This is a genomic window from Streptomyces capoamus, assembly GCF_014654935.1.
Taxonomy (GTDB): domain Bacteria; phylum Actinomycetota; class Actinomycetes; order Streptomycetales; family Streptomycetaceae; genus Streptomyces; species Streptomyces capoamus.
This window is the reverse complement of the sequence record NZ_BNBF01000029.1, coordinates 50,373-56,832: the sequence shown is the minus strand read 5'-3', so window position 1 is coordinate 56,832 and position 6,460 is coordinate 50,373. Positions and strand designations below refer to the sequence as shown.

Annotated in this window: 5 protein-coding genes and 2 pseudogenes; 5 read left to right on the top strand and 2 right to left on the bottom strand. The window is 71.3% G+C overall.

Annotated elements, in window-relative coordinates; genetic code table 11:
- From IE312_RS42915 to purM, 5 genes are all read left to right on the top strand, one after another.
- On the top strand, nucleotides 1-1,339 hold a 1,339-nt coding region (locus IE312_RS42915), incomplete at its 5' end, for an AIR synthase-related protein (RefSeq protein ID WP_229900714.1).
- A 167-nt stretch (nucleotides 1,340-1,506) separates the two neighbouring features.
- Nucleotides 1,507-2,304, top strand: coding sequence for a maleylpyruvate isomerase family mycothiol-dependent enzyme (locus IE312_RS32800; protein WP_189985880.1), 798 nt, complete (start codon nucleotides 1,507-1,509; stop codon nucleotides 2,302-2,304).
- Between the two features lie 73 nt (nucleotides 2,305-2,377).
- The gene (locus tag IE312_RS32795) at nucleotides 2,378-2,833 is read left to right on the top strand and encodes an META domain-containing protein (protein WP_189985879.1); all 456 of its coding nucleotides are present in this window, start codon (nucleotides 2,378-2,380) and stop codon (nucleotides 2,831-2,833) included.
- 233 nt (nucleotides 2,834-3,066) lie between these two features.
- Complete coding sequence (gene purF / locus IE312_RS32790; protein WP_189985878.1) at nucleotides 3,067-4,596, top strand: amidophosphoribosyltransferase; 1,530 nt, start codon at nucleotides 3,067-3,069, stop codon at nucleotides 4,594-4,596.
- A 35-nt stretch (nucleotides 4,597-4,631) separates the two neighbouring features.
- The gene (gene purM / locus IE312_RS32785) at nucleotides 4,632-5,699 is read left to right on the top strand and encodes a phosphoribosylformylglycinamidine cyclo-ligase (protein WP_189985877.1); all 1,068 of its coding nucleotides are present in this window, start codon (nucleotides 4,632-4,634) and stop codon (nucleotides 5,697-5,699) included.
- A 66-nt stretch (nucleotides 5,700-5,765) separates the two neighbouring features.
- On the opposite strand, the pseudogene IE312_RS32780 reads toward purM, so the two are convergent.
- Together IE312_RS32780 and IE312_RS42910 are read right to left on the bottom strand one after the other, a co-directional pair.
- Nucleotides 5,766-6,046 (bottom strand): annotated as a pseudogene (locus tag IE312_RS32780) (DUF3073 domain-containing protein).
- A gap of 290 nt (nucleotides 6,047-6,336) precedes the next feature.
- Nucleotides 6,337-6,460, bottom strand: a pseudogene (locus IE312_RS42910) (valine dehydrogenase); the annotation flags it as partial.

The following is a 6,460-nucleotide window of genomic DNA, read 5'->3' as shown; positions in this document are numbered from 1 at the left end:
CGACGTCCCGCTGCGCGACTCCACGCTCTCGCCCGAGGAGATCCTTATGAGCGAGTCGCAGGAGCGCATGTGCGCGGTCGTGGAGCCGGAGAAGGTCGCCCGCTTCCTGGAAATCTGCGAGAAGTGGGACGTCATCGCCACCGTCATCGGCGAGGTGACCGACGGTGACCGCCTGGAGATCTACTGGCACGGCGAGAAGATCGTCGACGTCAACCCGCGCACGGTCGCGCACGAGGGCCCGGTCTACGAGCGCCCGTACGCCCGTCCCGAGTGGCAGGACGCCCTCCAGGCCGACGACGCGGGCAAGCTGCCGCGCCCGGGGACCGGCGAGGAGCTGAAGGACCAGGTCCTGAAGCTGGTCGGTTCGCCGAACCAGGCGTCGAAGAAGTGGATCACCTCCCAGTACGACCACTTCGTGCAGGGCAACACCGTCCTGGCCCAGCCGGAGGACTCCGGCATGATCCGCGTGGACGAGGAGACCGGCCTCGGTGTCGCCATCGCCACGGACGGCAACGGCCGCTACGCCAAGCTGGACCCGTACACCGGCGCCCAGCTGGCCCTGGCCGAGGCCTACCGGAACGTGGCGACCACCGGTGCCAAGCCGCTGGCCGTCTCCGACTGCCTCAACTTCGGCTCGCCGGAGGACCCGGCCGTGATGTGGCAGTTCGCCGAGGCCGTGCGCGGTCTCGCCGACGGCTGCCGACAGCTGGGCACCCCGGTGACCGGCGGGAACGTCTCGCTGTACAACCAGACGGGCGAGGCGGCCATCCACCCGACCCCGGTCGTCGCGGTCCTCGGCGTGATCGACGACGTCGCCCGCCGCACCCCGGTCGCCTTCCAGGAGGAGGGCCAGCTGATCTACCTCCTCGGCGACACCCGCGAGGAGTTCGGCGGCTCGGCCTGGTCCCAGGTGATCCACGACCACCTGGGCGGTCTGCCCCCGCAGGTGGACCTGGAGCGCGAGCGCCTGCTGGCCGACATCCTGATCTCCGCCTCCCGCGACGGCATGATCGACTCCGCGCACGACCTGTCCGACGGCGGTCTCGTGCAGGCGGTCGTGGAGTCGGCGCTGCTCGGCGGCAAGGGCGCCCGGCTGGTCGTGCCCGACGGCCTGGACGCCTTCACCTTCCTGTTCTCCGAGTCGGCCGGCCGCGCCCTCGTGGCCGTGCCGCGCTCGGAGGAGGTCCGCTTCAACGACATGTGCGGTGCGCGGGGCCTGCCGGCCACCCGCATCGGTGTCGTCGACGGCGACACGGTCGAGGTGCAGGGCGAGTTCACCCTCACCCTCGCCGAGCTGCGCACGGCGCACGAGGAGACGATCCCGGCGCTGCTGGCGTGACCGGCCGCCCGTGACCGGCTCCCCGTAACCGGCCGCCCGTCACCGGCCACCCCGTACCCGGCCCCGCCCGCTCCGGCAGGCGGGGCCGGTGCGTGCGCACCGGCCGTGGCGTTCCAAGTGGCGGCCGGGAGCGTACTGTTGGCGGGCATGGAGGTGATCTGACGCTCATGCCACCGGCCAAGAAACGTGCCCGCGGCTACGACCCCGCCAAGACGCGGGCCGCGGTCCTCGCCCAGTTGGGACACGTCAGGGAGGCCCTCGCCGGCCTCGGCCCCGAGCAGCTCGGCCTGCCCACGCGGCTGGACGGGTGGACCGTACGGGACCTGATCGCGCACATCGGCATGGCGGTCACCGCCGTCCACCGCGCCCTGGACGTGCCCGCCCCGCCGAAGCAGACCGTCACGGTGGCCGAGTGGCCGTTCTCCACGGCATCGCGGGCCGCCGCCATCGACGACTTCACGCGCGGCCTGACCGCCGGCCACCCGGACCTGGGCGCCTACCTCGCCGACACCGACCGGAGCCTGCGCACTCTGCTGGACGAGCACCCCGGCAGCCGGCTGCTGGAGACCAGCGCGGGAGCCATGCCGCTGGCCGACTACCTCGTCACCCGCACCGTCGAACTGGTCGTCCACACCGACGACCTGAACGCGGCCGTCCCGGGCCTGGACGTGCCGTACGACCGGCAGGCCCTGGCCGCCGCCACCCGGGTGCTCGCCGACGCCCTCGCGCTGAAGGCGCCCGGCGGCTCCACCGAGGTGCGGGTGCCGCCGTACGCCGTCGTGCAGTGCGTCGAGGGGCCCCGGCACACCCGCGGCACCCCGCCCAACGTCGTGGAGACCGACCCGCTGACCTGGATCCGGCTCGCCACCGGCCGTCTCACCTGGCCGGACGCGCTGGCCGAGGCGAAGGTCAGGGCGAGCGGGGAGCGTGCCGACCTCGGGGGGCTGCTGCCCGTCATGGTCTGACCCCCCGCCCGTCCCGGCCCGGCCCGCGCGGCACCGGCGGGAACCGGCCGTACCGGACGCCCGTCGAATCCGTATGAACCGGTACAAGCAGCGCGTGTCCCTGGTGATGGCCGCCGTGCTCCTCCCGTGCGCGGTGGCCTGCGGCGGCGGGAAGGGGGACAGTGGGGCGGTGAGCGTCCAGCAACCGGTGACGGGGATCGACTGGCGGGTCGACAGCGTCACCGTCGGCGGCACGACCCGGCACGCACCCGCATCCGCCCGCCTGCGCATCGAGGAGGACGGCAGCGCGTCCGGCAACCTGGGCTGCAACCACTTCAGCGCCCGCGCCACCGTGCACGGCGACCGGATCACCATCGGCGGCCTGCGCACGACCCGGATGGCCTGCGGCGAGGAGCGGATGGCGTTCGAACGCGCACTCGCCCGCACCCTCACCACCGGCACGCTCACCGCCGAGCGCGAGGCGGCGGCACTGACGCTCACGGACGGCGACGGCGACCGCGTCCACCTCAGCCGCGGCCCCTCCGGATGACGTGGCCTCCGCATGACGTGCGCCACCGAATGGTGTGCGACACCTCACTCATGCCCGCGGCGCAGGGGTCCGCGTCCGGCCCGGCCGGTGCGCCCGAAACCCCCGCGGAGCCCTGGAGAACGCTCTGAACAGGGGAAACGTAGAAACCACCAAGGTGATCGAGACCGACCGTGCCGTTACCGGCGCGTATCCCCAATTCGGACCAGTGGTCGACCTCGCCTACACTCGGAGGCGTGCCACGTGGTGACGGTCGACTCAATCACGATCTGCTTCCCGGCGAAAAAGGCCCCCAGGACGCTTGCGGCGTCTTCGGCGTCTGGGCTCCGGGTGAAGAGGTCGCAAAGCTCACGTACTTCGGGCTCTACGCCCTCCAGCACCGGGGTCAGGAATCCGCGGGAATCGCGGTCAGCAACGGCTCCCAGATCCTCGTCTTCAAGGACATGGGCCTGGTCTCCCAGGTCTTCGACGAAACCTCGCTCGGTTCGCTCCAGGGTCACATCGCGGTCGGACACGCCCGCTACTCGACCACCGGTGCCTCCGTGTGGGAGAACGCCCAGCCGACGTTCCGCGCCACCGCGCACGGCTCGATCGCGCTCGGCCACAACGGCAACCTGGTCAACACGGCGCAGCTCGCCGAGATGGTCGCCGACCTGCCGAACGACAACAACAGCCGCTCCACCCGGGTCGCGGCCACCAACGACACCGACCTGCTGACGGCCCTGCTGGCCGCCCAGGTCGACGAGGACGGCAAGCCGCTCACCATCGAGGAGGCGGCCCACCAGGTCCTCCCGAAGGTGCGGGGCGCCTTCTCGCTCGTCTTCATGGACGAGGGGACCCTCTACGCCGCCCGCGACCCGCAGGGCATCCGCCCGCTGGTCCTCGGCCGCCTGGAGCGCGGCTGGGTCGTCGCCTCCGAGAGCGCCGCCCTGGACATCTGCGGCGCCAGCTACGTGCGGGAGATCGAGCCGGGCGAGTTCGTCGCCATCGACGAGAACGGCCTGCGCAGCTCCCGATTCGCGGAAGCGAAGCCCAAGGGCTGTGTCTTCGAGTACGTGTACCTGGCCCGCCCGGACACCGACATCGCCGGCCGGAACGTGTACCTCTCCCGCGTGGAGATGGGCCGCCGCCTGGCCAAGGAAGCACCCGTCGAGGCCGACCTGGTCATAGCGACCCCGGAGTCCGGCACCCCGGCCGCCATCGGCTACGCGGAGGCCTCCGGCATCCCCTTCGGCGCCGGCCTGGTCAAGAACGCGTACGTGGGCCGTACGTTCATCCAGCCCTCGCAGACCATCCGCCAGCTGGGCATCCGCCTGAAGCTGAACCCGCTGAAGGAAGTCATCAAGGGCAAGCGCCTGGTCGTCGTCGACGACTCGATCGTGCGCGGCAACACCCAGCGGGCCCTGGTGCGCATGCTGCGCGAGGCCGGCGCCGCCGAGGTCCACATCCGGATCTCCTCCCCGCCCGTGAAGTGGCCCTGCTTCTTCGGCATCGACTTCGCCACGCGCGCGGAACTGATCGCCAACGGCATGACCATCGAGGAGATCGGCACCAGCCTGGGCGCCGACTCGCTCGCCTACATCTCCATCGACGGCATGATCGAGGCGACCACGATCGCCAAGCCGAACCTGTGCCGCGCCTGCTTCGACGGCGAGTACCCGATGGAGCTGCCGGACCCCGAGCTGCTCGGCAAGCAGCTCCTGGAGACCGAGCTGGCGGCCGGTCCCGCGGCCACGGCCGCCTCCGACGCGATCCGTCGCCCGTAACACCCCTGCAGTACGACACGAAAGCTCTCACAGTCATGTCTGAGACAACTGGTGCCAGCTACGCAGCGGCGGGCGTCGACATCGAGGCGGGCGACCGCGCCGTCGAGCTGATGAAGGAGTGGGTGAAGAAGACGCAGCGCCCCGAGGTCCTGGGCGGCCTCGGCGGCTTCGCCGGGCTCTTCGACGCCTCCGCCCTCAAGCGCTACGAGCGCCCGCTGCTCGCCTCCGCCACGGACGGCGTCGGCACGAAGGTCGACATCGCGCGCCGGATGGGCGTCTACGACACCATCGGCCACGACCTGGTCGCCATGGTCATGGACGACATCGTGGTGTGCGGTGCCGAGCCGCTGTTCATGACCGACTACATCTGCGTCGGCAAGGTGCACCCCGAGCGGGTCGCGGCCATCGTCAAGGGCATCGCGGAAGGCTGTGTGCTGGCCGGCTGCGCCCTGGTGGGCGGTGAGACGGCCGAGCACCCGGGCCTGCTGGGCGAGGACGACTTCGACGTCGCCGGCGCCGGTACGGGCGTCGTGGAGGCCGACCGGCTGCTGGGCGCGGATCGCATCCGTACGGGTGACGCCGTGATCGCCATGGCGTCCTCCGGGCTTCACTCGAACGGGTACTCCCTGGTCCGTCACGTCCTGCTGGACCGCGCCGGACTGGCCCTGGAGGCCGAGGTGGCGGAGCTGGGCCGGACCCTCGGCGAGGAGCTGCTGGAGCCCACGAAGATCTACTCGCTGGACTGCCTGGCGCTGACCCGCACGGCCGAGGTGCACGCGTTCAGCCACGTCACCGGCGGCGGACTCGCCGCGAACCTGGCCCGGGTGATCCCGGACGGGCTGCACGCCGTGGTCGACCGCTCGACCTGGGCCCCGGGCGCGATCTTCGACCTGGTCGGCAAGACCGGGAAGGTCGAGCGCCTGGAGCTGGAAAAGACCCTCAACATGGGCGTCGGCATGATCGCCATCGTCCCGCAGGACTCGGCCGAGGTGGCCCTCACGACCCTCGCCGACCGGGGCGTCGACGCCTGGGTCGCCGGCGAGATCACCGAGCGGGGCGAGAAGCCGGCCGGCGCGGAGCTGGTGGGGGACTACGCGGCCTGACCGTGCGGACAGCACAGAATCCGGTCGGTGGCGGTGCCACCGACCGGATTCATGCTCAGTGCAAGGTCAAGCGCCTCGACGGTGCTGTGCGGGACCCTCGTCCTCGTCGTCGTCCTCATAGAGGTCGGCGTAGCGGGAGTACAGGTCGTCGTCGTCATGCTCATCGTCCTCGAAGCGGTCGCCGTTCGGCGACTGATTCGACGTCGATGCGCCCAGCTCCTCGGCGACTGATTCGACGTCGATGCGCCCAGCTCCTCGGCCAGGCGTGAGAGGTCCGTCCCGCCGCTGTTGTACTTCAGCTGGCGGGCGACCTTCGTCTGCTTGGCCTTGGCCCGGCCGCGCCCCATGGCTCGACCCCCTCAACGACGGGGCTCGACGGCCCCAGAGTCTGACACGCGTTCATGATCTGGAACGGACTCTCCGTGGAGAGGCCGGTCCGTAGGGCTTCCACGGTACCTGAGCCCGCGCCCATACGGTACGTCGCCCGCAGCACGCGCGTGTGCCCAGGACCTTCGAGGCGCCCCGTCCTCGCTGGTCAACGGCGATTTTAACCACTTATCGGGGAACGACCCGCCGGGGGAAGTGAGAGTTCTCTCTAAGTTCCCGCCGGCGGGTACCGCTCGGATGTGCGAACGGGCTAGCGGGCGGCGCCGGCCACCCGGGCGTCGGCCATCCGCTGCTCGGCGATCCGGTCCGCCGCCGCGGCCGGCGGAATCCCGTCCGCCTTCGCACGTGCGAATATGGCCAGCGTGGTGTCGAAG

What these genes read in the sequence shown, in the direction of transcription:
- IE312_RS32800 (WP_189985880.1), top strand. Translation starts at nt 1,507, where the DNA reads ATGCCACCGGCCAAGAAACGTGCCCGCGGCTACGACCCCGCCAAGACG.
- IE312_RS32795 (WP_189985879.1), top strand. Translation starts at nt 2,378, where the DNA reads ATGAACCGGTACAAGCAGCGCGTGTCCCTGGTGATGGCCGCCGTGCTC.
- purM (WP_189985877.1), top strand. Translation starts at nt 4,632, where the DNA reads ATGTCTGAGACAACTGGTGCCAGCTACGCAGCGGCGGGCGTCGACATC.